The sequence below is a fragment of the Flagellimonas sp. 2504JD1-5 genome, assembly GCF_053618295.1.
In genome coordinates, this window is the sequence record NZ_JBSIOU010000001.1 from 712,209 (window position 1) to 738,735 (window position 26,527).

Here is a 26,527-nt window from a genome sequence, read left to right on the forward strand (position 1 = left end):
ATGGCAGAGCAACCATCAAACCAGAATAACTCGGACGAGATTGATTTGGGACAATTATTTCAAGTTATCGGAAGAGGTTTTCAAAAGTTTTTCAATTTTATTGGAAGCATTTTTAAGGGATTGTTCCATTTATTGATACTGCTTCTTCTTTTTGTCCAAAAGTATTTTTTAATTCTTACCATAGCGGCAGCCGCAGGAGTAATTGGAGGTTATTTTTTGGATAATTATTTGCCTGAAAAGTATGTTTCCAAGATGGTTGTTGAACCCAATTTCAACAGTGTACAACAACTATACAACAATATTGATTTCTACAACGATTTGGCACAAGCTGAGGATTCGATTGCTTTGGCATCTGCTCTAAATATCAATTCAGCTGAAGCAGCAAGCATAAAGGAGATTTTTGTGGATTCGTATTCTGATGAAAATCAAAAAATAAAATTATTTGATAATTTCATTAAAGGATTGGATACTACGACCATTAAGACAATTGACTTTGAAAACTATCTCAAGAATTTTAATTCTTTGGATGCCAGATTTCATCACATTTCAATAATAAGTACAAACAACTTGGTCGCCAAAAAAACACAACCAGCCATTATTAGCTCTATCTCGGTCAATGATTATTTTAAACTGCAAAAAAGTATCAATGATGAAAATTTGACACTTCAAGATTCTATTTACATGCAGCAACTTAAGGAAATAGATTCACTTCAAAGTTTATATAAAAGAGTTTTGGAGAAGGAAGCTGAAAAACCCATGCAGGGAACAAACATCAACTTGGCTGAGAACGGTGAATCTCAGAACAAGGAATTGGCCTTAGTTAAGGAACGGGAAATCATAAAAGAGAAGTTGGTGGACTTAAATGAAGAACGAGCTAATAAATCCGAGATTTTAAACATAATTAGTGATTTTCCAAATAGAGGAGTGGAGCAAAAGGGATTTTGGAAAAGCTATAAATTCTTATTGCCCTTGGTTTTATTGGGATTGGTGATGAGCATAACAACCATATTCGGGATAAACAAGTATTTAAAAAGTTACAAAAAAAATTAATAAAGTACCATTAATGACTAAGCCCAACCAAAAATTAAGAAAGAAAAGAGTTGCGATAATTGGCGGAGGCATAACAGGCTTGGCATTGGGGTACAAAATATTGGCTCAGAGCGATAACTATTCTGTTCAATTATTTGAAAAGGAAAGTTCAATTGGAACTCATCAATCAGGAAATAACAGTGGTGTTCTCCACTGTGGTTTGTACTATAAACCTAATTCTTTAAAAGCAAGATTAGCAGTTTCCGGAATTCGCGAAATGACCATTTTTTGTGAAAAACATAGCATAAATCACGATTTGTGCGGCAAAGTAGTTGTAGCGGTAGACGAGGGGCAATGTGAAACTCTGGATGCTCTAGCTGTCCGCGGAAAAAAAAATGGATTGGAAGGCCTTCGGTTTTTAAGCCCTTCAGAACTGAAAAAGAGGGAGCCATGTGTTAAGGCGGAAAAAGCATTGCTTGTTCCTGAAGAAGGCATTGTAGATTATAAGGCCGTTATGAATAAAATGGCCGAGTTGATTAAAAAGCAAGGGGGTGAAATCATAGTTGGAACCAAAATTGATAAGGTGATGGAAAGGAAAAATGTAACCACCATTTTTGCGAAACAAGGATCTAGCTATGAAGTTGATTTGCTAATCAATTGTACGGGGTTGTTCACTGATCGCATGTTTCAGACTCTTTCAGGAAACACTAGGCCTCTACGAATAGTTCCCTTTAGAGGAGAATATATGATGATAAAGAAAGAATATGATGATATTGTCAATCATCTTGTTTATCCTGTTCCGGATGTAAAATACCCCTTTCTCGGTGTACATTTTACACGAATGATTGGAGGTAGGAAAGAAATTGGACCCAACGCCGTTTTGGCTTTCAAAAGGGAAGGATATAAAAACACCGATTTTTCCTTAAAGGATACGTACGATAGCTTATCTTATCGGGGGCTACATAGTTTTTTGGCAAATAATTTTTCATTTGCCTTAAAAGAATTTGGCAGTTCTTTATCAATGGCGTCATTTGTAAGAAAGGCTCAAAAAATTGTTCCTGAGCTAAACATAAACATGATAGAGAAGGGCAATGCTGGAGTAAGAGCTCAAGCGATGAATGATGAAGGCGAGCTTATTATGGATTTCAAGATTGAAAAGCAGGGCAACCAGGTGCATTTATTAAACGCACCATCTCCTGGCGCAACAGCATCATTAGCAATAGCACAACATATTATTGACAATTATATAAATATTTAGATATGAAAAATGTCCTTTTAATAGGCGGGGCGGGGTACGTCGGAACTGTGGTTACAAACCACTTCTTAAAATTAAATTACAACGTCACAATCCTTGATACTTTTACCTATGAGAACCAATTTGCCGTAATTCCTTTTATTGGGGATTCGAATTTTAGGATCGTATATGGCGAAATGGGAGACAAGAAAATATTGGATATGGTATCAGAAGGTATTTCAGATGTGATAATTCTAGCTGGCCTGGTTGGTGACCCCATTACAAAAAAGTATCCTGAGGCATCTGAAGAAATAAACGAGGGTGCGGTTCGGGCATGTATCGATTATTTTGGAGACAAAAACGTTGACAAATTGATATTTATTTCGACATGCTCAAATTATGGGTTAATAAAAGATGATGAATTAGCGGATGAAGAGTTTGCGTTGAATCCATTGTCCTTATATGCAAAAGCAAAGGTCGCCAATGAAAAATACTTAATGTCAAAAAAGTATGAGGTAAACTATACCGGGGTAGTTCTAAGGTTCGCCACTGCTTTTGGTCTTTCTCCTCGAATGCGTTTTGATCTTTCGGTGAGTGAGTTTGTTAGAGATATGTATTTTGGCAAAGAACTCGAAGTATATGATGAACACACATGGAGACCTTATTGTCATGTTCGTGACTTTGCCCGCCTTCTTGATATTGTGCTCAAAGCGGATAAAGAAAAAGTAAACTTCGAAGTATTCAATGCAGGGGGTGAAATAAACAACAACACCAAGAAAATGATTGTTGACAAAATTATAGCCAATTTACCAGATGCTAAGGTAAGATACTCGGCAAATGGTACGGACCCTAGAAATTATAGGGTTTCGTTTGATAAGGTAAAAACCGTTTTGGGCTTTGAACCCGAATATACTATTGAAATGGGAATAAAAGAATTAATCTCCGCTCTTGAAATGGGCCTCTATGCAGATTGCATCAGTTCTAGGGAAAAATATGGGAATTATCAGATAACGAGAAGGCGTTGAGAATGCAACATTATTCAAAAGTAGCAGCTTTTATCAAAGACCTATTTTCGTCAAATGAGTTTATTCCTCTTCATGCACCGACTTTCAGGGGCAATGAAAAAGTGTATTTGAATGAATGTGTCGATTCCACTTTTGTGTCAAGCGTGGGTAAGTTTGTGGATCGTTTTGAAGAAGAAATAGTTGCTTTTACAGGTGCAAAATATGCTGTGGCAATGGTAAATGGGACGGCAGCATTACATATTGCTTTAAAATTAGCAGGGGTTACTGAAAATGACGAAGTTATAACTCAACCCTTGACATTTATAGCAACTTGTAATGCAATCAGCTATTTAGGGGCCAAACCCGTATTTGTTGATGTTGACCGTGAAACCATGGGGCTTTCTCCGGACAAGCTGGAAGATTTTCTGAAGACAAACACCGAAATAGTTAGAGGACATTGTGTCAATGTCCGGTCAAAAAGGAAAATAAAAGCTATAGTGCCAATGCACACTTTTGGGCATCCGGCCGATTTAGAAGAACTTACAGCAATATGTGAACGTTATAACATCATTCTCGTTGAAGATTCTGCTGAATCGTTGGGCAGTTATTATAGAGATAAACATACGGGAACTTTCGGAAAAGTAGGAGTGCTAAGTTTTAACGGAAATAAAACAATTACTACCGGCGGCGGCGGAATGTTAATAACCAACGACGGGAATATTGCCAAAATCGCCAAACATATTACAACAACCGCAAAAAAACCTCATCCATACGAATATGAACATGATATGATTGGATATAATTATCGATTACCAAACCTAAACTCTGCTTTAGGTTGTGCCCAAATGGAGAGTTTGCCGGAGTTTCTGGAAAAAAAACGCAGATTGGCCAAAAAATATGAAGCTTTCTTTGCAAATACAGACATAGATTTTGTTTCGGAACGTGAAGGGTGCATTGCAAATTACTGGTTAAATGCGGTCATTTTGAAATCACACGACGAAAGAAATTCATTTTTAAAAGAAATGAATTCAAGTGGAGTAATGACAAGGCCAATATGGATGTTAATGAACCGACTTGCAATGTTTAAAGATGCCCAATGTGGAAATCTGGAAAATGCCGCTTGGTTGGAAGAACGCGTAGTGAACATACCTAGCAGTGTTATATGATCAAACTTGTGCTTCTCGGTGGTGGAGGCCACTGTGAATCTGTTATAGATGTGATTGAACAGCTTTCGGACTATTCTGTGGAAGGCATTCTTGACCCATCATTTACTGCTGAAAAGTCTCAAGAAATATCCGGATATCCTATTATAGGAAACGATAATATGATTCCAAGTTGCATCAAGGATGGGTTTCATTTTGTCATTACGGTAGGCCAGGTCAAGAGCACTGGAATTAGAAAAAAACTATATAACATTGTTAAGAAAAACAATGGGAACCTTCCCGTTATTATTGCTAAGAATGCGCATGTATCAAAATATAGTTCCCTAAAGGAAGGAACTGTAGTAATGCAATTCGCAATGGTAAACAGTAATAGTAAAGTGGGCTTGTGTTGTATAATAAATAATTATGGAAATGTAGAACATGGCTGTGAAATAGGAAACTTTAATCATGTTTCTACTGGGGCGATACTAAACGGTGAAGTAAAAACAGGCAATGATGTATTCATCGGTAGTGGTAGTATTATAAATGAAGGTTGTAATATAGGAGATAGAGTTATTATTGGCTCTGGCAGTGTTGTTCGCAAACAAATCCCTTCAGATGTACTTTGCTATGGGAATCCCTTAAGAATTAAAAAAAAATCTTAAATCAAAATGCTGGAAAATAAAGTCATAGTTATCGCTGAAGCAGGAGTGAATCACAATGGAAGTATAAGCTTGGCAAAAAGACTAATAGATGCTGCCGTTGATGCCGGGGTGGACTACGTAAAATTTCAGACTTTTAACGCTAGTAAATTAGTCATAAAGCAAGCAGCAAAAGCGAGATACCAAATTGAGAATTCGCAATACAAAGAGGAATCTCAGCTGGCGATGCTGCAACAACTTGAATTGAGCAAGGATATGCATTATTCACTAATTGAATATTGCAATAGTCAAAAAATAAAGTTTTTATCGACAGCTTTTGATTTGGATAGCGTCGATTTTTTGAATGACTTGAATATAGACCTTTTCAAAATTCCCTCAGGGGAACTTACCAATTTGCCATATTTAAGAAAAATAGGCGGTCTTGGGAAACCTGTAATAATCTCTACTGGAATGGCGGATATAAATGAGATAGAAGAAGCCATTGCCGCCATTACCGAAGCAGGAACAACCCTTGATAATATTACAGTTTTGCATTGCAATACAGAATACCCTACCCCAATGGAAGATGTGAATTTAAGTGCTATGCATACGATTAAGAAGCGTTTTAAGATCCCTGTGGGATATTCTGATCACACTCTAGGGATAGAGGTGCCAATAGCGGCAGTTGCCCTCGGAGCAACTGTCATTGAAAAGCACTTTACTCTTGACAAATTTATGGAAGGACCAGATCATAAGGCATCTTTGGAGCCCCACGAGTTAAAGGATATGGTTGCCGCGATTAGAAACATTGAACGGGCTATGGGAGATGGTATAAAGCGACCCACCGAGAGCGAGAAAAAAAACAAACCTATTGTTAGAAAAAGCATAGTTGCCAGCAGAAAAATTAACAAAGGAGAAGTTTTTACCGAAAGTAATATTACCGTCAAAAGACCGGGCACAGGACTTTCTCCTATGAAATGGAATGAGGTAATAGGAACAATAGCCGCAAAAGATTATCAAGAGGACGAAATTATATGAAAAGAAGGGTGTGCGTAATTACGGGAACTAGAGCAGAGTACGGCTTGCTATTTTGGGTGTTGAAAAATTTAAAAGGTGATTCGGCCATAGAGTTGCAGCTCATAGTAACTGGTATGCACCTATCACCTGAATTTGGTTTGACATACAGACAAATTGAGGCAGATGGTTTTCAGATAAACAAAAAGGTTGAAATATTGTTATCTTCAGACACCCCAGTGGGTATTTCCAAATCAATGGGCTTGGCACAGATTGGTTTTACCGAGGCTTATAGCGAGCTCAAACCAGATATTGTGCTTGTGTTAGGGGATCGTTTCGAGGTGTTTTCAGCAGCTGCCGCAGCAATGATTTCGCGTGTTCCAATAGGTCACATACATGGAGGTGAATCTACGGAAGGCTTAATAGATGAACCTATTAGACATAGTATTACTAAAATGTCGCACTTGCATTTTACGGCAACTGCAGAATATCGAAATAGAGTTATTCAGTTAGGTGAAAATCCGGAAAGGGTATTTAATGTCGGTGCCCCAGGATTGGATAATTTGACTCACCTTGAACTATTGAACAAACAAGAGTTTGAGAAATCAATAGATTTCCAGCTGGGAAAAAAGAATGTTTTGGTGACCTTTCACCCTGTAACTTTAGAAGAAAACACTTCTGGAAATCAATTCAAAGAGGTCTTAAGAGCAATGGACCACTTTAAGGATACAAATTATATTATCACAAAACCGAATGCCGATACCGATGGCAGGATTATCATAGAACTAATCGACTCATTTCTCTCAAAAAACCCCAAACGGGCTTGCGCGTTTGATTCTTTGGGCCAATTGAGGTACTTATCGGCTCTGGGGCACGTAGATTTGGTATTAGGCAATTCATCAAGTGGTTTAACGGAAGCTCCTAGCTTCAATATACCAACAATCAATGTTGGGGACAGGCAAAATGGAAGAATAAAGGCCAAAAGTGTTATAGATTGTACTAACCAAAAAGAGGCAATCATAAAGGCCATGCAGAGAGGTTTTTCAAAGAACTTCAATTACCAAATACAAGGAGACATCAATCCCTATGGAAAAGGAGGCGCTTCGGTTAAAATAGCAGAGATTTTGAGTAGCTTTGATATAAAAGGAATTTTAAAGAAGGAGTTTTATAACATTTCAAAATAGTATGAAAATATTCTTTATTGGAACGGTTAAATTTTCTGAAGAAGCACTTCTTACACTTATCGATAATCAAGCAGAAATAGTTGGAGTAGCCACCAAGAAGAAATCGGACTTTAACGCAGATTTTGTCGATCTTGCTCCAATTTGCGTCCAAAACAACATTCCATTTAAACATGTAAAATCCATAAACGATGAAGAGGTTTTACGGTGGATTGGTTCATTGAACCCGGATATTCTTTTTTGTTTTGGCTGGTCTCAGTTGATAAAAAAGCCTTTACTCGAGTTAAGTCCAATGGGAGTAATAGGGTATCATCCAGCAGCGCTACCAAAAAACAGGGGCAGACATCCTATTATTTGGGCTCTAGTTCTTGGGTTGAACAAAACGGCATCAACTTTTTTCTTTATGAAAGAAGGAGCTGATGATGGTGACATTCTTTCACAGATTGATGTTCCGATTGCCAAAAATGACGACGCACAATCTTTATATGACAAATTAGTTGCTGTTGCACAGAATCAAATTGCTGCTTTTATACAAGAATTGACGAGAGGAGATTTTAAAAGAATTCCTCAGGATCATTCCAGGAAAAATTATTGGAGAAAAAGGGACAAGTACGATGGGCTAATTGATTTTAGGATGAACAGCGAGTCAATTTATAATTTGGTAAGGGGCCTCACCAAACCCTATGTGGGTGCCCACATTGTGCTTGATGGTGCCGACATCAAAGTTTGGAAAGTTAATATAGGAACCAATATAGAAGAAAATATAGAACCTGGTAAGGTGATTGGGGTTTCAGGTGGAAAAATAGAGGTTAAAACCCCTAATGGAAGTGTTTGGTTGATAGACCACGAAATAGATCAGTTACCAGAATTAAATTCATACATAAGATAATGGAAAAAGTCATTGTTGTTTCAGCTCATCCTGATGATGAGATTTTAGGATGTGGCGGAACCCTGCTCAAGCACAAAGCCAATGGAGATGATCTTTATTGGTTAATCACCACTAGAATAATGAAGGGGCAAGGTTTCAGCAAACAGAGAATGAATGAACGGGAAAAGGAAATTTCCTCAATATCCTCAAAGTTGGGTATAACATCGACCTTTAAATTGGATTACCCTACCATGGGCCTCTCAGATGAAAGTTTGATTTCTATGATTCCAGTAATCAAAAAGATTTTTTCGGAAATAGCTCCTGAGACCATTTATCTATTGAACCGATCTGATGCCCACTCTGACCATAATATAACTTTTAGGGCGGTTATGGCATGCACAAAGTCTTTTAGGGCTCCTTCGATAAAAAAGATTTTAATGTATGAGTGCTTATCTGAAACCGAGTTCGGGCCTGCACTTCCTGAAAATGTCTTTATTCCCAATTATTTTGTGGACACGACGGAATACCACGGGCAAAAGAAAGAATTGATGAAGATTTACGAATCTGAATTAGGGGAACACCCTTTTCCAAGAAGTCTTAGAAATATTGATGCTTCAGGTACATTAAGAGGAGCAACCGCAGGCGTTGAATATGCAGAGGCATTTCAAATCTTAAAATGGATAGATAAATAGAAAGTACAAAAAACATTTTTTTGAGAAATTTCAAAGAACACCTAATCCAAGAAGGAACCACGATCAAAGAAGCATTGTTAAAGCTCGATGAGCTGGCCAGTGATGCCGTCTTGTTTGTAATCAACCGAGAAAACCGGTTAGTAGGTTCGTTGACTGACGGCGATGTGCGAAGAGGCCTTATCAAAGGTATAGCTATTGATGAGCCAGTTGATGCTGTCATTCAAAAGAATCCAAAGTATTTTGAGAAAGGATTGCCAGATTTTGATAGGATTATCGAATACCGTCAAAATAACTTTAGGATTGTACCTGTTATTGATGAGGAAAAAAGGGTAGTCAACATTGTCAATTTTGGAAGTTTACGATCATATTTGCCTGTTGATGCCGTGATTATGGCAGGAGGCAAAGGTTCCAGGTTACGCCCCCTTACCGAAAGCATACCCAAACCCCTACTGAAAGTAGGTCAGAAACCTATTATGGAGCATAATATGGATCGGCTTATTCTTTATGGGATTGATGACTTTTGGATTTCAATTAAATATTTAGGTCAACAAATTGTGAATTACTTTGGAAATGGTGCAAGTAAGAATATAAAAATTGGCTATATCACCGAGGAGAGCCCCTTGGGGACTCTTGGTGCAGTTTCAAAAATTTCTGATTTTAAGCATGATACGGTATTGGTAACCAATTCAGATATTCTAACCAACTTGGATTATGAACGTTTTTATTTGGACTTCATCAGTAAAGGAGCAGATATGAGCGTAGCCACAATACCATATGATGTTAACGTACCCTATGCCGTCTTGGAAACCAATAATGGGCATATTCTCAGCTTAAAGGAGAAACCAACTTACACCTATTTTTCCAATGCGGGAATTTATATGGTAAAACGGGAAGTGCTTGAAAGGGTTCCAAAAGATGAGCAATACAATGCTACCGACTTAATAGAAAATCTAATAACCGAGGGCAGAAAAGTGATTTCGCATCCGATTTTAGGCTATTGGCTGGATGTAGGAAAGCCAGAGGATTTCAAAAAGGCGCAGGCAGACATAAACCAAATTAGATTTTAGATGGATTTATTGGCCGTAATTCCGGCAAGAGCAGGATCTAAAGGAATCTCGAAAAAGAATACCAAACTGTTGGCGGGGAAACCCTTGGTACAATACACCATTGAAGTTGCGAAAGAGGTGTTCAAAACAGAAGATATTCTGATAAGCACAGATGATGACCACGTTGTCGGTATTGCTGAGAATTTGGGTGTCCCCGTACCTTTCAAAAGACCTGAGTACTTGTCGAATGATACGGCATCAATGTATAATGTTCTGTTGCATGCTTTGGAAAAGCATGAAGAACGGGTAAAAAGGAATGTTTCCGGTTTGGTTTTGCTACAGCCCACATCACCTTTTAGAACATCCCTTCATGTAAAAGAAGCCATTCAAATATTCGAAGACAATAAGGGGTTAGATATGGTTGTTTCTGTTAATAAGGCCAAGTCGAACCCGTACTATACCCTTTTTGAAGAGAATAAAAAGGGCTATTTAAAGCCTTCAAAAAAGGGAGATTTTGTAAGAAGACAAGATTGTCCTGATGTTTGGGAATATAATGGAGCTGTTTATGTAATAAACATAAACTCTCTAAAAAAATACGCATTAAATAAATTTGAAAGAATAAAGAAATACGAAATGTCCGACGAAACCTCTCTTGACTTGGACACCCCTTTGGATTGGAAAATAGCAGAAGAATTAATAAAAATCATTTAAAAACCTTAACAGGGAATTGGGAAACGAATGCAATATCAAAGAATAGCAACTCTGGATTATTTAAGGGGCCTAATGGCATTATTTATAATGGTATACCATTATTTTTCTTGGACTTATAAAGCGCCCCTTAGCGAATCAATTTTGGGAGTTTTAGGAATTTATGGAGTTTCAATATTTTATATTCTTAGTGGGCTGACGTTATATTTGGTATACTTCGACAAGCTGATACTAAGCACAAGTTTTTCTTTTTATATAAAACGAATCTTTAGAATATACCCCGTTCTATGGCTGGCTATTTTACTAAATATTTTTCTCTTGAATAAAACTTATGATATTGAAACAATTTTTCTAAACGTTACTGGTATTTTTGGTTTTGTTGCACATGACAATTATATACCAACAGGAGCATGGTCAATTGGAAACGAACTTGTGTTTTATAGCCTATTTCCATTTATTATTATTGGAAAAAATATATATAAATACTTTCTTGAAGTATGTTTTACGATTTCTTTATTAATAGGAGGTTTTTTTTGTTTTATTAAAATGACAGATTTAGAAACTCTACAAACTCAATGGAAAATTTATATAAACCCTTTCAATCAGCTGTTCTTATTCCTTGGAGGAATGCTTGTCGCAAAGTATTTTTCATTTAAAAAAATAAGATTATAACTCTATTTCTTCTCCTTATTTCAGTTTTATTTTTTTATCCGGTAAGTGGAAATAAAATAAATATTGTAACTGGTTGGAACAGGATTTTCTTTTCAATCATTGCATTTTGTATCACTATCGGGTTTTTTAATTCTTATAATGTAGGAAAGGCATTGGATTCTGTACTGGGCAAGATTGGTCATATTTCCTATTCGATATATTTAATTCATCCTCTGGTATTTTGGTATGTAAATGTTTTTTTTAACAGAGGAGAAGACCCGGAACTTTTCTTATCCTTATGTTTCCTGATAACAATGTTACTTAGTTGGGGGATTTATGAAATTATTGAAAAAAAATTCATTGCATTTGGCAAAAAATTATCAAGAAAAGTTGAACTTCATTAAACGATTTTTTAGTTATCTACCTTATCCAGGTGTTAGGGTTTTTATAATAAAAGAACAAAGTGTGGTGATAAAATCCTTAAAACGTTATTGTTATGAATATAATTCTAAAAAAATAATAAATGACAGAAATGGGGCCACTAACTTTAGATATTAATGTATTGTGAGTATAGGTGCTAAAAACAATACCTTTGTTGCTGAACCTAATGGTCATTTAGTTGATTGTTATTTAAAATAGTCCAAAAATTGCAGAAATTAACTGCACTTGCTTTTAAGGGCGGTGGTATTTTAGGGAAGTTTTTACTGACGTTCTTATTAACAAAAAAAATCTCTTTGGAGTTTCAGGGAGAATTTTCGCTAATGAATGCAAACATTGCTTTGTTGGTTATTTTCATTGGCTTTGATTTTTATATCTATAGTAATCGTTTAATTGTAAAGGAACCATCGTCTATTCTATTTATATTTAAAAATGGGTTGGTTTTTTATTGTTGTTCCTATTTGCTGCTGATTCCTATTTGCTTTTTATTATGGCATATCGGACTGGTGGCAAAGGAAGTGTTATTGGTGTTCTTTGTTTTAAGTGTTTTTGAACATTTAGGACAGGAACTCTTCAGAATCTATATTGCTCTGGAAAAGGTGGTTTTTGCAAATATTTTATTTTTTTTAAGATCAGGCCTATGGTCATGGATTGTGGTACTCCTCCTTTTCTTTTTAGGAGAAAGCAACATTACCCTTAAAACCATACTTCTGCTTTGGACAGTAAGCAGCCTCATAGCAATTACTTTTGGCATCGCAAAATTGCCTAATATAAAGGATTTTGGAAAGATACAATTAGACAAAGATTGGATTATAAAGGGGGTCAAGGTTGGTGCTTCTGTCTTTTTGGCCACTATATTGCTAAAAGTTGTGGAGTACTCCGACAGATATTTAATTGATTATTTCTTGGGAAAGAAAGAATTGGGTGTTTATGTTTTCTATTTTCAATTGGCTAATATTATCAACGTATTGGTATTCACGCTCTATATTTCATTCATTTACCCAAAAATTCTCAAAAGTGTTTATGATAAGGACAAATTATCGCTAAAAAAGAACAAGAGCGAAATTTATAAAAGTACCTCAGCCATAGTTGTTGGTATGATTTCAGTGTTCGTTGTGTTTTCATCATTTCTTCTCGACACAATGGATAAGCCTGAGCTTTATACAAGCAAGAATATCTTCTTTGTTTTAGTGATTAGTGCGCTTTTTTTTAATTTTAGCTTTGGAAGTCATTACGTTCTTATAGCGGAAGAAAGAGAGAATTTGATTATCAAAACTACTTTTATGGCTTTTGTTGTAAATCTGAGCTTGAATCTTATATTAATTCCGGCCATAGGAATTTATGGAGCAAGCATTGCACTTTTGCTTAGCTCTCTTGCTCTTTGGATAAGCAAATTGTACGAAGAAACACAGCTTTTAAAGAAATGGTAGAGATTAACACCGTGGTTATACTGCTTACGCCACACCATAAAAGGTCAATAAGCCTACTATTTCCTCAAATTTTTAAGAGCCAGAAAACCTTGTTGCTTTATAGCCCTGTCATCAGAGTTGACGAATTTGAATGTCAGAAATATTTGTTGACAGATTATGCGTTTTCAAGAAGAAGAATTTTCAGTTCTCCTCTACAATTTGTAAAACCCTTTCGTGACAACATCCAAAAAATAGATAAAGAAATTAAGGCACTTGAACTCAAGTATTGCTTTCAATACGGTATACAATGGTTTTTTGGTAGTGACAAAGATATTTTTACCCAATTATTGCTTCAACGGCTAAATTCAAAACTTGGTAAGGTAATCGCTATCGATGAAGGATTGGGATTTTATCTTTTTCTTTCCTATAAAGACAGACTTATTTCGTTTTTATACTGGTTGATGACCCCAATTTTATTTGGGCGCCGGCTTTATTATGTTAAGAGATTGGGCACCATAAGAGCTATTGACACGGTTTATTTAAGGCATAAGGAGTTACTGCCAAGGACCAAAAAAGGAGTTGACTATAGGGAATTCAGTTTAAAAAGTAAACAAAACCATAGGAATATTGTAAAAGGAAAGGTCTTGTTTTTTTCTTACGCTGAGCAAGATTTTATGCTGGACCCCAAGAAAAAAATAGAAACACATAGAGAGTTGGCAGCGTTATTACGAGAAACAGGGCGGGAGCTGATTATAAAACCTCATCCGAGGGAAGATAGTGGATTTTTAAGGGAAGGGTTAAAAAATGAGTCCAATTTAACGATATTAGAATCAAATCAGATGGGTGAAGACCTTGATTACTTTGCCCATGAGCTTATTATCAATGTGTTCTCGTCTTTGATTTTTGATCTTTTGGACAGTAACTATCCAAAAAATAGAATTATAACCCTCGGTTTTCTGCCAAAACCTCCAATGAAGTTTGATGGCAAAATGACATATATTCCATTAAAGAACTTTAACGTTAAAACGCACCTTCACCTTGAGCCTTGATTTTTCCATCAATAAAATTTTATTTTTGGTGCTGCTCTATCCTGCGGTTCTGTTCATTCCCAATATCTTTGGTCAGGAAGGATTTTGGTTAACAGCTCCTTACTTTTTTTTGATATTCCTTCTATTGATGGGCTTTATTTTGGTCAGTAAAAAGGTCAAAGCTCCACTTAATACCTCTTTCTTTCTTATTCTTGGCATCTTTCTGGTCAGTTTATTTAATTTTTCAACATTTCGATACTCGCTTCCTCTTTTTTTTGCCATCTATGGTATTACTTTAATAATAGTATTCAAAACTCTACCAGAACAGAGTGTTCTCCAGAGACCTTTAGAGTTAGTTTTCTATTTGTATTTACTGCTTTCTGTGCCATTTTTGCTTAGCTCATTGGGTTATGTGCACCAGGATAGATTTGCAGGTTTTGTTGGATCTCCAACAATATATTCTGGTTTTATAATGGTGCTATTCGTTATAACCAGTTTAAGGCTTAGGGTCTCCTCGGTAAAATTTATACTCTTATATGCCTTGACCTTTTACTTGGTTTATTTGACTAAAACACGGTTGTTGCTTGTTTTTGTGCTTATCTATCCGATTTTACGCGAATTGATTTTCTCAGGAGGATGGCTAACAAGAAAAAGGCTTTTCTTGATTTTCTATGGGGTCACATTGTTTATCTACCCCTTGTATGTTGCTCTATTGGAATGGTTTCCAAATTTGTTGACCTCAAGGTATGGAGGAAAAACCGACACCTCATTTGGTTTACGGAACTATCTTTATCTAAAATCACAGGAAGAGTTGCTTAATGGCAGCACTATTGAAATACTGTTTGGAAGGGGTAATGAATATGCAAGAAATTTTGTTTATAATCTGATGAAAGTTGATTATATGCCGCACAACGATTATTTGCGAGTTTTAATTGATTGGGGGGTACTGGGATTTATGTTATTTTCCATTTTCCTTTATAAAATGGCCACTAAAAACAATTATACACTTTTTATTGCTCTAACTTATATGGTGCTTTTTTATTCCAATATGATTTTCAACCTATTTTTGGTCTCGATCTTGATATCATTTTATTATAGCAAATCGCAAAAACTGAACACTTATGCTAAAACAGCTTAAAAGCAATGAAATGCTTACAATTGCGATAAGCCTATTTGGGTTCACGCTTTCTCTTGGTCATTTTGCTATGTCCATTGGGTTATCGTTATTCATTTTTACGGCGTTTTTTCATCTTAGCAAAACAGGTGTATTGAAAAAGCAGATACTTTTCTTGCTTTGTTACAGCATATTGTTTTTAATGTACCTAGTAGGTGCTCTTTTTACACCTTATGTGGAAAGGTCTTTGCAATTGATTATAAGAACATTGCCCATTTTTGTCGTGCCCTTATTAATAATTTTCACAGGGACAAATAAAAAAATTGATTACTATATAGTTCGTCAATATTTTATTTTTGGCATTTTTTTATCTAGCTTGATTTCTATTTCGGCAGCAGCTATGAAATTATTAGCGGGCAATAATTATCAAGATATTGTTTATTTTGGCTTTACAGAACCTTTTGGTTTACATCCTTCATATTATTCCCTTTATATCCTAACTTCTTTAATTTTTCTTTTGGAAGCGCCCAAATTGTTGTTGCCTATTTTTAAGTCTTTTGTAGCTATTACCTTGGCGACCGCACTCTTACTTGCACAGTCAAAGATTGCCTTGGTCATATTTGTTCTGCTTGCGATGTTTTATTTGGCTCAATCCTTGAAAAATAAGGTCAAAAAACAATCAATATTGATTACTGTGCTATTGTTGGGCTTTGTTGGTTCTGGAATCTTTATTGGAGGAGGTAGGTTAAGTGAATTAACAAAAACTCGGCAATCAAATGAAATAGGAACCTTTTCTGAAGATGGTATTTCTCAGAGAATCTGGTTATGGCGAACTGCTGCGGAACACATGCAAGACAAACCTATATTTGGATTTGGTTTGGGCGCCCAAGAAGGATATTTCGGAAATAGGGTTGCAAAAGATCTTTTAAGGCAAGATTTAGATGCGACCTATATCAAAGCTTCAAAGGCATTGTCTCACTTTAATTTCCATAATAATTATGTTCAGATTTGGTATGAGTTAGGCTGGGCAGGGTCATTGCTTTTTTTAGTAGGAATTGTAGGAGTTTTAATTTATGGTTTCAAAAGTCGAGCGTACCAAGGAATTTTGATTTATGGGATATTTCTTTTTATTCTTACTGTTGAGGTAATGCTGAATCGGCAAATGGGCATTTATTTTTATTCTTTTATATCGATATTTTTGTTGTTTGAGAATCAAAAAGAAAAAGGTAATGAACTATAATCCGCGTTTTATAATGAGGCTGTTGGCGCCCTTGTTTTTTGCAATGGCTTCTTGCTCTGAAACGCCAATTACCCCCGAGTTAAAGATATTGAGCCCATTATCAAAAGCTTTTGCCCAAGGCGATTTCTTTGAAGCAACCAAAGATTTGTCTTTTGTGGTATTCAATGACTCGGTTCATTATATTTCGACAGACCCCAAAGGTTTTAATGACAATCGATTTATGTTTCATTTACTCAATAACGATAATACTTTTAAAAACTTTGACTTTTCGGCAACAGGAAAGGCACGGTCAAAAAAACTGGCGAAAACTGGCCATAAGGTATTTTTAATGAGCCAGGCACTCGATTTAAAATCCCATGAAGGATTTAGAACGGGTCAATTTTCAAGGGATAGCTTAGGAAATCCCATAAATATTTGGGTCAAGCAAATATCAAAAAAAGAACTGGGTAGGGGCAAACATCCATACCTTTCAATATTAGATGACTATTTGGGATTTAGCTTCTTGGAAGAAGAATTTATAAAAGATTTGAACCAGGGTACTTTTTATGAAAACCCTTTCGGATTTTATGTGCTGCTCACTCAAAACCATATTTACCTGATTACCACTCCAAAAACTACCCTTGAGGCACCCATAATGCTACATTTTGTGAAAGAAGACTACACCTTTACCAACAGTTCGTTCAATTTTTCGAACCATAGTATTGATACCTACTTAAATGGAAAATTCAAAGATTTTAGAATAGCCAAGGTTATATTGCCAAAAATCAATTATTCAAAAATCAGGTTTGGACAATACACCGAGAAAGAAAATATATGGGTTCAAGAGGTTTGGCCAAAAGAACTTTGGCACAACCCCCTTCTTAAATACAATGGCGAGCTAACAAGATAGACTCTTTCATTAATATAAACTCTGTGATACACCAAATAAAATCAAAGATAACGGATAATACCGAAGAAATACACGAAGCACAAATTACCAGTTATCTCAACATTTATAATTATATGTTGCTTCGTAGAGATCCGGAAACTGTCAAAAATATCGACTTTTTTACACTAGACGGGATTATGATGATTCTATTTTTGAAGCTTTTTTTTCAAAAGTCATTTGAACGTAAAGCTCCTGATTTTTCTTCATATTTTGTTCGTTTATTTTCAGAGATTTCGAAAAACAACAACACGATTGGTTTTGTTGGCGGTTCTAAAGAAGATATAAAAGCGTTTATTCGAACTGTTAAATTGAATTATCCTAAATTGCAGATTTTACATGCCATCAATGGCTACTATAGCAATGAACAGTTTGTGATAGATCAATTATTGAACAATCAACCTAATGTTATTATTGTTGGTATGGGCACTCCTATGCAAGAAAGATTTCTGGTTAGACTAAAGCAGCGAGGTTTTAAGGGAGGGCTATATTCTTGTGGAGCTTTTATAAGCCAAACGGCTTCAAAAGGGAGGGATTATTTTCCTTCTGTCATCAATAAGCTCCATTTGCGATGGGCCTATCGAATTTATGAAGACCCTAAGCTTTTCAAAAGATATGCCCTCTATTATCCGATGGCTATGGTTTTATTGCTTAAAGATTATGTGCAAAAAAAATAGATTAACTGTCAATAATTTATGTGTAGGTGGAAAAAGAAGAACAAATATTAAAAATAATATTTGATCCAAAATCAATAATTATTTTTTAGAATAATAAGCTTTGAAATTGTTAATATAAGTTAGTCAAAAAAATGATTTTCAAGAACAGTTCGGACTCAGATTTGGTTTTCAATTTATCTATTTTGATAGATTTATTGGTGTTGAACGTTTGCGGCCAACAATTGCCAATACTATTCGAATTTCCTTTAATATTCCACAGCTATATTTCTTTAAGCTGGGTAGTTATTGCACTTCATATTGATTTTTACAAGACATACCGATTTGATAAAGTCACTTATGTCTTAATGTTGCTTTTTAAGCAATTTGGCATCTTTTTTTTAGTATTGTTTGCTTTTATCGGGTTTTTTAAGCAGCCGAATATAAGTAGGCTAAACCTGGGAATATTCTTTGTGACGGTTTTTTTGGTGGTTTTCATTCTAAAATTCCTGAATTATTATTCTTTGATGGAATTTAGAAAGCGAGTTAAGGGAAGCCTTAAACATATAGTCCTTATTGGTAAGAACAGAAAGACGGACCAATTAGCTGGAATGTTCAAAGAGCATGATGAATATGGATATCGGGTGGTTAAACAGTTCTCACAAAGTAACCCGGAGTTTGATATTGGCCGCTGTCTTAAGTTTGCTAAGGAGAATAAAATTGATGAGATATTTTGTTCGGTTAACGAAATTAAGAATGAAGATATTGGAAGACTTGTTAATTATGCAGACAATAACCTAATAAAACTAAAATTCATACCGGATAATAAAGATATTTTTACGAAGAACCTAAAATTGGACTACTATGAGTATCTTCCTATCCTTTCTCTAAGGGAAATTCCTCTGGAGGACACATTGAATAGATTCTATAAAAGAAGCTTTGATTTTCTTTTTTCCCTTACGGTGATTATTGTTTTGCTTTCTTGGCTGATGCCGATAATTGGAATTTTAATAAAGCTGGATTCCAAAGGGCCAATATACTTCCGACAGAACCGGCCAGGATTTAATGAAGAAGGCTTTGGATGTTATAAGTTCAGAACTATGAAAACGAACAACGAAACCGAAAAATCTGCAACTAGAGATGATCCTCGTGTTACTAGAATAGGAAGGTTTTTAAGAAGAACAAGTATTGATGAACTCCCCCAATTTGTAAATGTTTTGCTTGGCCAGATGTCTGTGGTTGGTCCGAGGCCTCACCTCTGGAGGCAGAATAAAGAATACAATACAACTGTCCAAAAATATATGCTTAGACATTATGTTAGGCCTGGAATTACGGGTTTGGCACAGGTAAAAGGATATAGAGGAGAAATTGAGAATGAGGAAGACATTGTGAACAGGACTCGTTATGATTTTTTTTACATTGAAAATTGGTCTGTCCTATTAGATCTAAAAATTATTGTTCAAACCGTTTTAAATGTCTTTAAAGGAGAGGAAAAGGCATATTAATTTTTTTTGGCTGAAATTGGCCTTTCAAATCCCCCAGAATAGTATTTTTGCTTTTTATCTAATCTTGCTTACAATCTAATGAGTGTAAAAAATATATGTTGTATAGGTGCTGGATATGTTGGCGGCCCTACCATGGCTGTTATTGCCCAAAAATGCCCTGACATTAAAGTTATGGTTGTAGATATCAACCCCGAAAGAATTGCCGCATGGAATAATGAAGACACTGAGAAGCTTCCGATTTATGAACCGGGGCTGGCCGAGGTCGTTATGGAGGCCCGTGGACGAAATCTGTTTTTTTCAACCAAAGTGGAAGAGGCCATTGAGGATGCAGAAATGATTTTTATTTCGGTAAATACCCCTACGAAGACTTATGGCAAGGGAAAGGGAATGGCAGCGGACCTAAAGTATGTAGAGCTTTGCGCACGACAAATTGCCAAGGTGGCCAAACAAGACAAAATCGTTGTTGAAAAATCCACCTTACCGGTAAGGACTGCATCGGCCATAAGAAGTATTTTGGACAACACGGGAAATAACGTAAAGTTTCAAGTCTTGTCGAACCCGGAATTTTTGGCAGAAGGCACCGCGATTCCCGATTTGCTGGATCCAGATAGGGTTCTTATTGGGGGTGAAAATACGTCTGAAGGGGAAGAAGCTATTCAATCATTGGTCGATGTCTATGCCAAATGGGTGCCAAGGGAACAGATTTTGACAACAAATGTTTGGTCTTCCGAACTTTCTAAATTGACGGCCAATGCGTTTTTGGCTCAGCGGGTCTCATCTATTAATTCCGTATCCGAGCTTTGCGAAAAAACTGGAGCTGATGTAAATGAAGTGGCCAGGGCTATCGGCATGGACAGTAGAATTGGACCAAAATTTTTAAAGACCTCCGTTGGCTTTGGAGGTTCCTGTTTTCAAAAAGACATATTGAACCTGGTTTATATTGCTAAAAGCTACGGGTTACAAGAAGTGGCGAACTATTGGGAACAAGTTATCATTATGAACGATCATCAAAAAAATCGTTTTTCGGATAACATTATTAGTACACTTTACAACACAGTCTCAGGCAAGAAAATTGCCTTTCTTGGCTGGGCATTCAAAAAGGACACAAACGACACTCGGGAGTCTGCCGCAATTTATGTGGCCGATAATTTGCTTTTGGAACAAGCACATATTTTTGTGTATGACCCAAAAGTTTCTGAAGAAACCATTTATGCCGATTTAAATTACCTGAATACAAGGGAGGATAAAGAAAATAGAAAGTTTCTAAAGGTAGAAACGGATGCTTATGATACCTGTAAGGGAGCCCATGCCGTAGCGGTTTTGACCGAATGGGACGAATTTAGAACCTATGATTGGAAGTCTATCTTTGAAAACATGTTAAAACCCGCTTTTGTTTTCGACGGAAGAGGAGTTTTAGATAGAAAAGAATTAGAGGATATCGGGTTTGTGTACTACAAAATTGGAGAAAGTAATTTAGATTAAAATATGAAAAGGACTTTAATAACTGGAGCTGCTGGTTTCTTGGGATCCCATTTATGTGATAGGTTCATTGCGGAAGGACACTACGTTATAGCAATGGACAATTTGATAACGGGTGATCTAAAGAATCTGGAGCATCTTTTCCACCTTGAGAGATTCGAATTTAACCATCACGATGTTACCAAATTTGTGCATGTTCCAGGCAAACTGGATTATATACTTCATTTTGCTTCACCGGCCAGTCCAATAGACTATTTAAAGATTCCGATCCAAACGCTTAAGGTTGGGGCACTTGGCACACACAATTTACTGGGACTGGCGAAAGATAAAGGAGCTCGTTTTATGATTGCCAGCACTTCCGAAATATATGGAGATCCCTTGGAACATCCTCAGACGGAAGAGTATTACGGAAACGTCAATACCATTGGGCCAAGAGGAGTTTATGATGAAGCAAAGCGCTTTCAAGAATCTATAACGATGGCTTACCATCGTTTTCACGGCCTGGACACACGAATTGTTCGGATATTTAATACCTATGGACCAAGAATGCGGCTGAATGATGGTCGTGTAATCCCGGCATTTATGGGGCAAGCACTTCGAGGCGAGGATTTAACGGTTTTTGGTGATGGGTCCCAAACTCGCTCATTTTGTTTTGTGGAAGATGAGATAGAGGGGATTTACCGATTATTAATGAGTGATTATGTTTTGCCAATGAACATTGGTAATCCAAATGAGATTACCATTAAGGATTTTGCAAATGAAATAATCAAGCTTACAGGAACCGATCAGAAAATTGTATACAAACCTTTGCCAACAAACGACCCTATGCAAAGACAACCTGATATCTCTAAGGCAAAGGAAATTTTGGGGTGGGAACCTATAGTTGACAGAGCAGAGGGAATGAGGAAAACCTTTGAATACTTCAAATCCTTATCTCCGGAAGAATTACACCAAAAAGAACACCGCGATTTTTCACATTTAAATGGCAAATAAGCAATGTCATTTCGAAATGAGTTCTGATAATAATCGGAACGATTGAGAAATCTAACAACTTATTTTGAAAACCGATTTCTCCTTACACTCGAAATGACACTTTTCCTTCCTTATTCCATCTGAATTGGGTTATTTTTGCCAAAATTTTGATTGATGAATATCCTTATCCTTGGTTCCGGGGGTCGCGAACATGCGATTGCCCATAAAATTTCACAAAGCCCTAAAATTGAAAAACTGTTTGTCGCACCAGGCAATGCCGGAACATCTGATATTGCTACCAATATTGAGATTGGGGTAAATGATTTTGAAGGAATCAAGGCCTTGGTATTGGAAAAGCACATCGATTTGGTGGTTGTAGGCCCAGAAGATCCGTTGGTGAACGGGGTACATGATTTTTTCCTGAATGATTCGGAGCTTAAAGAGATTGCCGTGATTGGCCCGCAAAAAGCTGCTGCCGAATTGGAAGGAAGCAAGGAGTTTGCAAAGGAATTTATGATGCGCCATAACATTCCAACGGCTGCTTATCAAAGTTTTACTTCGGACAATTTAGAGGAAGGCTATGCCTTTTTGGAAACATTAAAACCTCCTTATGTGCTTAAGGCCGATGGTCTTGCTGCTGGAAAAGGCGTATTGATTCTTCAGGATTTGGAGGAGGCCAAAAGAGAATTGAAAGCTATGCTTTTGGATTCTAAATTTGGAGCAGCCAGCGCTACTGTTGTTATCGAGGAATTTTTGGATGGGATTGAATTGAGCTGTTTTGTGCTGACCGATGGTTCCAACTATAAAATCTTACCAACGGCAAAGGACTATAAAAGAATAGGGGAAGGAGACACTGGACTTAATACGGGCGGAATGGGAGCCATTTCACCCGTCCCTTTTGCCGATGAGGTCTTTATGCAAAAGATTGAGCAACAAATTGTAAAACCCACGGTAGAGGGCCTTAAAAAAGATAATTTACCCTATGTGGGATTCATTTTCATTGGATTGATTAAGGTTGGCGAAGAACCCAAGGTAATCGAATATAATGTGCGTATGGGTGATCCAGAAACCGAGGTGGTAATACCTAGATTGAAATCGGACTTGCTGGAAATTCTTGTGGCAATGTCCAATGGAACACTGGATAAAATCAATCTGGAAATTGATGAAAGAGCGGCGACAACGGTAATGGCCGTTTCAGGAGGTTACCCAGAAGCTTATGAAAAGGGAAAACAAATAACAGGAATTGAAACCATTCAAGATTCATTGGTTTTTCACGCTGGAACCAAAGAAAGTAATGGAAATGTCGTGACCAATGGCGGACGTGTAATTGCAATCACTTCCTTTGGAAATGATTTCAAGGAGGCATTGCAAAAATCCTATCAAAACATAGAAAAGCTACATTTTGATGGAATGTACTACCGAAAAGATCTTGGATTTGACCTATAGGTAAGAATGCGAGCTAATGCTCTTATCTTCCTCGCCGTTGTCGTTGAACATCTTGAGTTCTTTCATCCAATACACCATAGCAACAAAACCGATAATGGCGAAAATCCAGTTCACTGCGTTGGAACCCCACCAGTTTTGCATAAATCGGAAGAAATCATAAGGAGCAAAAAGACCATTTACAAATAAGTCTTCAATGCCGTAAAAAAACTTGCTCATCTTAGCTATATTTACTTTGCAAAAGTAGTAAAACCCAACATGATTTCAAGCTTTTTTGGAAAAACAAAACCGATAAATTACATCGTTTTAGCTGTTTTTCTCTTTGTTTTTTACACCATTTACCTGTTTTTCGGATCAGCTCGGGGAATTACTATTGATTCGCTCCCTGAAGAAAGCTTGATTTTGGGGATACTGCTACTTTCTACCTATAGTATTAGCAGAATGGTTAAAGTTGAGAAAGTTACTGGGCTCAGCTCATTTGCCATGTTGTTTTTTACCATATTGTTAGTGTCGTTTTCTGATACTTTGGAAGACAAAAATGCGATTTTCTCCAATTTCTTTCTGCTATTGGCCATTTGGAGATTGTTGGCCATTAAATCCATGAGAAATGTAAAGCACAAAATTTTTGATGCTTCTTTTTTGATCTGCATTGCCAGTTTTTTCTATGACTGGGCAATCATTTTTTTGATACTCGTTTTTGTTGTTATCAATGTTTATGACCGGAAACCACCGAAGAATTGGATGGTTCCTTTTATGGCAATAATAACCGTCTTTATTTTAACATTTGCCATTTTAAAACTCGGTGGTTCCCTGGATTTTTTTGAAAACCATTATCGGTTTGAAATAGATTTAATATCCAATGAATTTTTCGGGGAGGGGACAACCACTAAATTGTTGATCTACCTTTCCTTGCTGTTGTTGGTGATGTTCCTAGTTTTTTTAAAAGTCCGCAAAAAAGGTGGTGGAAAACTGGTAATGCTTCGCATTGTGTTTTTGGCATTTGTTCTGGGAGCAATTATGAGTTTCCTGAAATTCAATGAATCTTCACCTGTGTTGATTACGTTTTTTCCGGGAGCAGTGTTTTTGACAAATTATTTGGAGACCATAAAAAAAGCAAAACTTAAAGAATTGGTTGTTGCAATTTGTATCCTGGTGTCATTTTTGCTTTTTGTGCTAGAACTTAATTTTTGAGATGTCACTTGGAGCTGCCAACCTGAGCTCGCCAAAGAGCTACTTATCAATATTGTCAGGTCGAGCGCATTCGAGACCTAAATTCAAGTATTTTGCTTTTAAGACATCTCTACTGCACCCGAAGTCATAAGTAACATCCAATTCACCTTAAAGCAATATCTTTGCCCCAAATTATTGCACATGTTCAGTTCTTTTGCCTTCAAAATATTTCAGGAAAGTATAGACACTTATCATATAAAGGATGATGTTTACCAAGATTTTGCAAATCCTTATCCGAAGGATAAAGTAGAACATTTACTCTATCGAAAAAATTGGATTGACACCGTTCAATGGCATTATGAGGACATCATCAGAGATCCAGGGATAAATCCCGTAGACGCATTGGACCTCAAACGGAAAATTGATGCCAGCAATCAGGACAGAACAGACCTTGTGGAATATATTGATAGTTATTTTTTGAACAAGTATAAAGATGTTGAGGTGAATTCCAATGCCACAATTAATACCGAAAGTCCCGCTTGGGCCCTGGACAGACTTTCTATTCTAGCCTTAAAAATTTATCATATGCAGGAAGAGGTTGATCGCACAGATGCTTCCCCAGAGCATATTAAAAAATGTAGCCAAAAGTTGGCGGTACTTTTGGAGCAAAGAAAGGATTTGTCTTCCGCCATTGACCAACTACTTAAAGACATTGAGTCTGGAAACAAGTACATGAAAGTCTACAAACAGATGAAAATGTACAATGACGATGAACTAAATCCGGTACTCCGTGGACAAAAAGGGTAGGCAAACCCATATTTTGGTCATTCGCCTATCCGCAATGGGCGATGTGGCCATGACCGTTCCCGTTTTGCGGGCATTGCTAGATCAACATCCACAGGTAAAAGTTACCGTACTTACCAAAAAACCATTTCTTCCCATTTTTTCTGGATTGGAAAATGTTGATGTGTTTGAGGCCGATGTCAAAAAGAGGCACAAAGGATTGGTTGGACTTTGGCGATTGTACCAAGAACTGAAAACACTTCAAATTGATGCCGTGGCCGATTTGCACAATGTGCTGCGAAGTAGGGTGCTTCAAAAATACTTCGGGCTGGGTAAGATTCCCTTTAAGCAAATAAACAAGGGCAGGGAAGAGAAAAAAGCCTTGACGAGAGCCAAGAATAAAGAATTCAAACAACTTAAAACCACACATCAACGCTATGCCGATGTATTTGCCGAACTGGGCTTTACGGTTGATTTGACAAAAGCAAAGCTTTTGGAGCGTGTCCCACTTTCGGATAAATTGCTTGGGCTAGTACAACAGGACACTAAAAAGTGGGTGGGAATTGCACTTTTTGCTGCTCATGAGGGTAAAATGTACCCATTGAACCTAATGAAAGAGGTAATCGCGGAACTAAATAATACCAATAAGTATAAAATATTGCTATTTGGTGGTGGCGCCAATGAAATTAAGCAGTTGGAAGCAATTGCCAGTGAGGGTGAATATGTTTTGAACATGGCTGGAAAGCTAAATTTGAAAGAAGAACTGGCTTTGATTTCGAATTTGGATGTAATGCTTTCCATGGACAGCGGGAATTCGCATTTGGCTGCAAATTATGGGATTCCGGTTATGACACTTTGGGGGGTTACGCACCCCTTTGCTGGGTTTTATCCGTTTGGCCAACCTCAAGAAAATGCTTTATTGGCCGATAGAAAACGTTATCCTTGGATTCCTACTTCCGTGTATGGCAATAAATTGCCGAAGGGATACGAAAGTGTGATGGCGACCATAACTCCCCAACAGGTGGTGAATAAGATTACCACTCTATTGGAAGATTAAATTAAAATCGTCTTGATTTTTTGGTTCGTTTTGTATCAAGACAAAATGAATAAAGAGATAAACTTCTTGATACTAAATCTCGACAAAAAACACTTCGACAA

28 protein-coding genes are annotated in these 26,527 nt (G+C 36.7%); 26 read left to right on the forward strand and 2 right to left on the reverse strand.

What is annotated here, in order from left to right:
- The 15 genes from ACULLG_RS03145 to ACULLG_RS03215 all read left to right on the forward strand — a co-directional run bounded on the left by ACULLG_RS03145 (position 1) and on the right by ACULLG_RS03215 (position 14,106).
- A complete protein-coding gene (locus ACULLG_RS03145) occupies positions 1-1,050 on the forward strand; it encodes a hypothetical protein (RefSeq protein WP_452125311.1) in 1,050 nt (349 codons plus the stop codon).
- A gap of 13 nt (positions 1,051-1,063) precedes the next feature.
- On the forward strand, positions 1,064-2,287 hold the full coding sequence (gene lhgO / locus ACULLG_RS03150) for an L-2-hydroxyglutarate oxidase (RefSeq protein WP_452125312.1): 1,224 nt from the start codon (positions 1,064-1,066) through the stop codon (positions 2,285-2,287).
- A 2-nt stretch (positions 2,288-2,289) separates the two neighbouring features.
- On the forward strand, positions 2,290-3,288 hold the full coding sequence (locus ACULLG_RS03155; RefSeq protein WP_452125313.1) for an NAD-dependent epimerase/dehydratase family protein: 999 nt from the start codon (positions 2,290-2,292) through the stop codon (positions 3,286-3,288).
- 2 nt (positions 3,289-3,290) lie between these two features.
- Positions 3,291-4,433 carry a LegC family aminotransferase gene (locus tag ACULLG_RS03160; RefSeq protein WP_452125314.1) on the forward strand — a complete coding sequence of 381 codons (1,143 nt, stop codon included), beginning with the start codon at positions 3,291-3,293 and terminating at the stop codon, positions 4,431-4,433.
- The gene (locus ACULLG_RS03165) at positions 4,430-5,074 is read left to right on the forward strand and encodes an acetyltransferase (protein ID WP_452125315.1); all 645 of its coding nucleotides are present in this window, start codon (positions 4,430-4,432) and stop codon (positions 5,072-5,074) included. Before ACULLG_RS03160 ends, ACULLG_RS03165 begins: the two co-directional genes overlap by 4 nt.
- Before the next feature lie 6 nt (positions 5,075-5,080).
- Entirely contained in the window at positions 5,081-6,088 is a 1,008-nt protein-coding gene (neuB, locus tag ACULLG_RS03170) for an N-acetylneuraminate synthase (protein WP_452125316.1), read from the forward strand.
- Positions 6,085-7,248, forward strand: a complete 1,164-nt coding sequence (neuC, locus tag ACULLG_RS03175) for a UDP-N-acetylglucosamine 2-epimerase (protein WP_452125317.1) — start codon at positions 6,085-6,087, stop codon at positions 7,246-7,248. The genes neuB and neuC overlap by 4 nt, the downstream gene beginning before the upstream one ends.
- Before the next feature lies 1 nt (position 7,249).
- Entirely contained in the window at positions 7,250-8,134 is an 885-nt protein-coding gene (locus ACULLG_RS03180; RefSeq protein WP_452125318.1) for a formyltransferase family protein, read from the forward strand.
- Positions 8,134-8,805, forward strand: a complete 672-nt coding sequence (locus ACULLG_RS03185) for a PIG-L deacetylase family protein (protein WP_452125319.1) — start codon at positions 8,134-8,136, stop codon at positions 8,803-8,805. The genes ACULLG_RS03180 and ACULLG_RS03185 overlap by 1 nt, the downstream gene beginning before the upstream one ends.
- Positions 8,806-8,825: 20 nt before the next feature.
- Complete coding sequence (locus ACULLG_RS03190; protein ID WP_452125320.1) at positions 8,826-9,872, forward strand: nucleotidyltransferase family protein; 1,047 nt, start codon at positions 8,826-8,828, stop codon at positions 9,870-9,872.
- Positions 9,873-10,562 carry an acylneuraminate cytidylyltransferase family protein gene (locus tag ACULLG_RS03195; RefSeq protein ID WP_452125321.1) on the forward strand — a complete coding sequence of 230 codons (690 nt, stop codon included), beginning with the start codon at positions 9,873-9,875 and terminating at the stop codon, positions 10,560-10,562. It abuts the gene before it with no gap.
- Between the two features lie 27 nt (positions 10,563-10,589).
- A complete protein-coding gene (locus ACULLG_RS03200) occupies positions 10,590-11,231 on the forward strand; it encodes an acyltransferase family protein (protein ID WP_452125322.1) in 642 nt (213 codons plus the stop codon).
- A gap of 56 nt (positions 11,232-11,287) precedes the next feature.
- A complete protein-coding gene (locus ACULLG_RS03205) occupies positions 11,288-11,614 on the forward strand; it encodes an acyltransferase family protein (protein WP_452126525.1) in 327 nt (108 codons plus the stop codon).
- 540 nt (positions 11,615-12,154) lie between these two features.
- Entirely contained in the window at positions 12,155-13,078 is a 924-nt protein-coding gene (locus tag ACULLG_RS03210; RefSeq protein ID WP_452125323.1) for a lipopolysaccharide biosynthesis protein, read from the forward strand.
- Complete coding sequence (locus ACULLG_RS03215; protein ID WP_452125324.1) at positions 13,072-14,106, forward strand: polysialyltransferase family glycosyltransferase; 1,035 nt, start codon at positions 13,072-13,074, stop codon at positions 14,104-14,106. The genes ACULLG_RS03210 and ACULLG_RS03215 overlap by 7 nt, the downstream gene beginning before the upstream one ends.
- Before the next feature lie 99 nt (positions 14,107-14,205).
- Here ACULLG_RS03215 and ACULLG_RS03220 read toward each other — a convergent pair whose 3' ends face one another.
- A complete protein-coding gene (locus ACULLG_RS03220) occupies positions 14,206-14,367 on the reverse strand; it encodes a hypothetical protein (protein ID WP_452125325.1) in 162 nt (53 codons plus the stop codon).
- Positions 14,368-14,557: 190 nt separating this feature from the next.
- On the opposite strand from ACULLG_RS03220, the gene ACULLG_RS03225 reads away from it, so the two are divergent.
- From ACULLG_RS03225 to purD, 8 genes are all read left to right on the forward strand, one after another.
- Entirely contained in the window at positions 14,558-15,223 is a 666-nt protein-coding gene (locus tag ACULLG_RS03225; RefSeq protein WP_452126526.1) for an O-antigen ligase family protein, read from the forward strand.
- Positions 15,224-15,452: 229 nt separating this feature from the next.
- On the forward strand, positions 15,453-16,439 hold the full coding sequence (locus ACULLG_RS03230; RefSeq protein WP_452125326.1) for an O-antigen ligase family protein: 987 nt from the start codon (positions 15,453-15,455) through the stop codon (positions 16,437-16,439).
- Positions 16,429-17,328, forward strand: coding sequence for a hypothetical protein (locus ACULLG_RS03235; RefSeq protein WP_452125327.1), 900 nt, complete (start codon positions 16,429-16,431; stop codon positions 17,326-17,328). The genes ACULLG_RS03230 and ACULLG_RS03235 overlap by 11 nt, the downstream gene beginning before the upstream one ends.
- Before the next feature lie 23 nt (positions 17,329-17,351).
- Complete coding sequence (locus ACULLG_RS03240; RefSeq protein WP_452125328.1) at positions 17,352-18,041, forward strand: WecB/TagA/CpsF family glycosyltransferase; 690 nt, start codon at positions 17,352-17,354, stop codon at positions 18,039-18,041.
- A 131-nt stretch (positions 18,042-18,172) separates the two neighbouring features.
- A complete protein-coding gene (locus tag ACULLG_RS03245; RefSeq protein WP_452125329.1) occupies positions 18,173-19,522 on the forward strand; it encodes an undecaprenyl-phosphate glucose phosphotransferase in 1,350 nt (449 codons plus the stop codon).
- Between the two features lie 78 nt (positions 19,523-19,600).
- A complete protein-coding gene (locus tag ACULLG_RS03250; RefSeq protein WP_452125330.1) occupies positions 19,601-21,004 on the forward strand; it encodes a UDP-glucose 6-dehydrogenase in 1,404 nt (467 codons plus the stop codon).
- Between the two features lie 3 nt (positions 21,005-21,007).
- The gene (locus tag ACULLG_RS03255; protein WP_452125331.1) at positions 21,008-21,994 is read left to right on the forward strand and encodes a UDP-glucuronic acid decarboxylase family protein; all 987 of its coding nucleotides are present in this window, start codon (positions 21,008-21,010) and stop codon (positions 21,992-21,994) included.
- Positions 21,995-22,147: 153 nt separating this feature from the next.
- On the forward strand, positions 22,148-23,419 hold the full coding sequence (purD, locus tag ACULLG_RS03260; protein ID WP_452125332.1) for a phosphoribosylamine--glycine ligase: 1,272 nt from the start codon (positions 22,148-22,150) through the stop codon (positions 23,417-23,419).
- Here purD and ACULLG_RS03265 read toward each other — a convergent pair.
- Positions 23,414-23,635, reverse strand: a complete 222-nt coding sequence (locus tag ACULLG_RS03265) for a DUF6341 family protein (protein ID WP_420320954.1) — start codon at positions 23,633-23,635, stop codon at positions 23,414-23,416. The two genes, purD and ACULLG_RS03265, sit on opposite strands and share 6 nt — an antisense overlap.
- A gap of 39 nt (positions 23,636-23,674) precedes the next feature.
- Here ACULLG_RS03265 and ACULLG_RS03270 point away from each other — a divergent pair, with 39 nt between their 5' ends.
- The 3 genes from ACULLG_RS03270 to ACULLG_RS03280 all read left to right on the forward strand — a co-directional run bounded on the left by ACULLG_RS03270 (position 23,675) and on the right by ACULLG_RS03280 (position 26,426).
- Entirely contained in the window at positions 23,675-24,607 is a 933-nt protein-coding gene (locus ACULLG_RS03270; RefSeq protein WP_452125333.1) for a DUF6427 family protein, read from the forward strand.
- A 180-nt stretch (positions 24,608-24,787) separates the two neighbouring features.
- Positions 24,788-25,393: a DUF4254 domain-containing protein gene (locus tag ACULLG_RS03275; RefSeq protein ID WP_452125334.1), complete on the forward strand. Its 606-nt coding sequence runs from the start codon at positions 24,788-24,790 to the stop codon at positions 25,391-25,393.
- Positions 25,377-26,426 carry a glycosyltransferase family 9 protein gene (locus tag ACULLG_RS03280; RefSeq protein WP_452125335.1) on the forward strand — a complete coding sequence of 350 codons (1,050 nt, stop codon included), beginning with the start codon at positions 25,377-25,379 and terminating at the stop codon, positions 26,424-26,426. The genes ACULLG_RS03275 and ACULLG_RS03280 overlap by 17 nt, the downstream gene beginning before the upstream one ends.
- The last annotated feature ends 101 nt before the right edge of the window (positions 26,427-26,527 follow it).

What these genes read in the sequence shown, in the direction of transcription:
- ACULLG_RS03270 (WP_452125333.1), top strand. Translation starts at nt 23,675, where the DNA reads ATGATTTCAAGCTTTTTTGGAAAAACAAAACCGATAAATTACATCGTT.
- lhgO (WP_452125312.1), top strand. Translation starts at nt 1,064, where the DNA reads ATGACTAAGCCCAACCAAAAATTAAGAAAGAAAAGAGTTGCGATAATT.
- purD (WP_452125332.1), top strand. Translation starts at nt 22,148, where the DNA reads ATGAATATCCTTATCCTTGGTTCCGGGGGTCGCGAACATGCGATTGCC.
- ACULLG_RS03225 (WP_452126526.1), top strand. Translation starts at nt 14,558, where the DNA reads ATGGTGCTATTCGTTATAACCAGTTTAAGGCTTAGGGTCTCCTCGGTA.
- ACULLG_RS03250 (WP_452125330.1), top strand. Translation starts at nt 19,601, where the DNA reads ATGAGTGTAAAAAATATATGTTGTATAGGTGCTGGATATGTTGGCGGC.
- ACULLG_RS03185 (WP_452125319.1), top strand. Translation starts at nt 8,134, where the DNA reads ATGGAAAAAGTCATTGTTGTTTCAGCTCATCCTGATGATGAGATTTTA.
- ACULLG_RS03245 (WP_452125329.1), top strand. Translation starts at nt 18,173, where the DNA reads ATGATTTTCAAGAACAGTTCGGACTCAGATTTGGTTTTCAATTTATCT.
- ACULLG_RS03155 (WP_452125313.1), top strand. Translation starts at nt 2,290, where the DNA reads ATGAAAAATGTCCTTTTAATAGGCGGGGCGGGGTACGTCGGAACTGTG.
- ACULLG_RS03200 (WP_452125322.1), top strand. Translation starts at nt 10,590, where the DNA reads ATGCAATATCAAAGAATAGCAACTCTGGATTATTTAAGGGGCCTAATG.
- neuC (WP_452125317.1), top strand. Translation starts at nt 6,085, where the DNA reads ATGAAAAGAAGGGTGTGCGTAATTACGGGAACTAGAGCAGAGTACGGC.
- ACULLG_RS03275 (WP_452125334.1), top strand. Translation starts at nt 24,788, where the DNA reads ATGTTCAGTTCTTTTGCCTTCAAAATATTTCAGGAAAGTATAGACACT.
- ACULLG_RS03160 (WP_452125314.1), top strand. Translation starts at nt 3,291, where the DNA reads ATGCAACATTATTCAAAAGTAGCAGCTTTTATCAAAGACCTATTTTCG.
- ACULLG_RS03165 (WP_452125315.1), top strand. Translation starts at nt 4,430, where the DNA reads ATGATCAAACTTGTGCTTCTCGGTGGTGGAGGCCACTGTGAATCTGTT.
- ACULLG_RS03145 (WP_452125311.1), top strand. Translation starts at nt 1, where the DNA reads ATGGCAGAGCAACCATCAAACCAGAATAACTCGGACGAGATTGATTTG.
- ACULLG_RS03180 (WP_452125318.1), top strand. Translation starts at nt 7,250, where the DNA reads ATGAAAATATTCTTTATTGGAACGGTTAAATTTTCTGAAGAAGCACTT.
- ACULLG_RS03235 (WP_452125327.1), top strand. Translation starts at nt 16,429, where the DNA reads ATGAACTATAATCCGCGTTTTATAATGAGGCTGTTGGCGCCCTTGTTT.
- neuB (WP_452125316.1), top strand. Translation starts at nt 5,081, where the DNA reads ATGCTGGAAAATAAAGTCATAGTTATCGCTGAAGCAGGAGTGAATCAC.
- ACULLG_RS03265 (WP_420320954.1), bottom strand. Translation starts at nt 23,635, where the DNA reads ATGAGCAAGTTTTTTTACGGCATTGAAGACTTATTTGTAAATGGTCTT.
- ACULLG_RS03220 (WP_452125325.1), bottom strand. Translation starts at nt 14,367, where the DNA reads ATGGCAAAAAAAAGAGGAAGCGAGTATCGAAATGTTGAAAAATTAAAT.
- ACULLG_RS03215 (WP_452125324.1), top strand. Translation starts at nt 13,072, where the DNA reads ATGGTAGAGATTAACACCGTGGTTATACTGCTTACGCCACACCATAAA.
- ACULLG_RS03255 (WP_452125331.1), top strand. Translation starts at nt 21,008, where the DNA reads ATGAAAAGGACTTTAATAACTGGAGCTGCTGGTTTCTTGGGATCCCAT.
- ACULLG_RS03195 (WP_452125321.1), top strand. Translation starts at nt 9,873, where the DNA reads ATGGATTTATTGGCCGTAATTCCGGCAAGAGCAGGATCTAAAGGAATC.